Here is a 2,352-nt window from a genome sequence, read left to right on the forward strand (position 1 = left end):
TGATCTGGCGTCTGCCCGGCCCACTGATACTCCGTTATCCTGGCATGTCACGCCTGGTCCTGGCTTTTGCGTTGACAGACGTGGCTGAAGGAGTACCTTGCGGGCTAGGCCGATGTCGCTATTTAGGCAATTGTTGCAGGATTGAGACTGCTGGCAAGCCTACTGGATCACCAGCGCAGATGTCGACCGCGCTGGCACATACCATTGACCGCCTATGATCGTTGACAGCACATGATATCCAACAGGGGTTCTGTTCTGGCGCCGACAGGCGCACTAGTAGCACATGGAGGCAGAAATACCAGTACGCGCAATGCTGCATGCGCTGTCGCTGAATACCCCTTTACCGACGGGCTAGCCGACAAGCGTTCCACTCACGCTGGGAAGCATCAGCATCGACGCGTTGTGCTGGGAAGTGTTGTTCTATATTTATCAGCCAGCATTAATTAGTAGTAAAACAGCGAATAAATTAAATAAGCCAAATAAAAATTTTTAAATAAAATAAAGTGAGAATAAACTAACAAATAAATAAATTTATAAATTAAACTAGTGTGCGCGGATTGTTTATTTTCCCCATCAAAATGGCCTTAGACAATTTTAGTTACCGTTACAGATAAATTATTTACCTAATTTTAGGAATTTTTTAATTAGCAGTTGAAAATCGGCTGCACGGGGAACTCCTTGCTATATCAATGATGACCTAACTCCGTCTTTCTTAGCATATTGGTCGCTATCTGGCAATAGACCAAGTGTTAGCACTCTTCCCTCCGACCACGCGTTGTCACCTTGTGCTGGATCGGCAGGCGCTCCCTATCCTTATCGAGCTGAGGAGAGTATGATTGATGTTGATTGTTACCGGCAATATGCTGGATTCATCTGCTCCAGCATGTCAGTTACCCGACGCCGCCATATCGGCCCGGCAGAAGACATTCGCCCTATTTTGGTGCTTTAGCACCAAAATAGGGCGAGTACCGCACCGCATTATCGCAACAGCACTCAGCGTTAATACCTGCGGGATGGATATGCCTTTTGAGAACCTGATTAATCCACTCTTAATCGGGATTTTTATCCTGCTCCCAGTGTCCGAAGAGTAGCATAATAATTGCTTAGGCAATAAAGACATCTTCTCAGAAATTAAAACACATGTTGGAAAATCTATTTAAATAGACGGACCACTGCATTACGGTACGTACTAAGATTATCGCGAGCCTGACGACTTTTGACAATGTTTTATATTTTTTGTCAACCCAACTATCCTTCATCGCCAACTATATGGAAAAATGATTGGTGTTTACCGCGACCTGTCTCGCAGTGGTAACCGGTTCTATGTTAATGGGATTTATTACCAACTATACCCCATCGCTCTGGCGCCATGCATGTGGCTGAACGCCTTTTTTACCTATACCGTAACCGTGGTCTTGCATATGGATTATACTTGGCAAATCAATCTAGGTGCGGTATTCCTGTCGGCGCTGATTTTCATTTCGCTGTCGATCTTCAAAATCCACGAATAGATGATCACCAACATTCCCTTGCTGCTGCGATCGAGTATTGCTGCGGGTATCGGTTTATTCCTAGCTATCATCGCGCTACAGGGAGCCGGCATCGTGGTAGATAATCCGGCGACTCTGTGGTCGGACTCAGTGATCTAACCCAGCCTAGCCAGCTGTTTGCCATGCTGAGCTTCATTGTTATCGTGGTGCTGGAATCGCGGCGCTTGCCGATCTCGATGTTAATCGGTACTCTGGCGACTACATTTCTGCTCATCGCGATGGATATTAACCCGTTTGCCAGCGTCATCTCCATAATTCCGTCGATCGCCCCGACATTCCTGCAGCTGGATATACGAAGTGCTCTTGGATGTATCGCTGATAAGCGTCATTTTCTCCTTCCTGTTTGCAGACGTGTTTGACAACTCTAGCACCGCTTATCGACGTAACCAAGCATGCCGGACTGACAGATAAAACAGGGCAATGTCCCTAAAATGAGTAAAGCGCAAGTGGCCAACAGAGCCGCAGTGTTTTTTAGCTCACTATTAGGCGCGTCGTCCACTACTAGCTATTTCGAATCCGTCGCGGTTCCAGTGACCGTCCCCTTTCATAGACCGCAACGAGCCTTACGACTCAGCCTAAATGAATACCCAGCGAGGTTCGCCGCACAGATAAGCGGCGGCTGCGATAACATAGCTCGTCATCGCGACAATCGGCACCTCAGGCCCCAGCCGTCTCCTCCTTCATGATAAGGCAATACGTAGGCATTAACTGGCGCCGGAACGCGCCAGTTTAGGGCGCTATGGGCTCGAGATTGCCGTCAGCTCTGCTGTATAATCCGGCGGACATTGCCTACAGATAAAAC

Annotated in this window: 2 protein-coding genes and 1 pseudogene; all 3 read left to right on the forward strand. The window is 47.7% G+C overall.

From position 1 onward, the window contains the following. Positions 1–218: hypothetical protein (locus BG74_RS15065; protein WP_204376380.1), on the forward strand; the 218-nt coding region annotated here is incomplete at its 5' end. A 621-nt stretch (positions 219–839) separates the two neighbouring features. Beyond that, on the forward strand, positions 840–1,091 hold the full coding sequence (locus tag BG74_RS09000; RefSeq protein WP_066597964.1) for a hypothetical protein: 252 nt from the start codon (positions 840–842) through the stop codon (positions 1,089–1,091). Between the two features lie 85 nt (positions 1,092–1,176). Then, positions 1,177–2,074: pseudogene (locus tag BG74_RS19965) on the forward strand (solute carrier family 23 protein); the annotation flags it as partial. Positions 2,075–2,352: the final 278 nt, after the last annotated feature.

Origin of the sequence: Sodalis-like endosymbiont of Proechinophthirus fluctus (assembly GCF_001602625.1) — a bacterium.
In the GTDB taxonomy this organism is placed as follows: domain Bacteria; phylum Pseudomonadota; class Gammaproteobacteria; order Enterobacterales; family Enterobacteriaceae.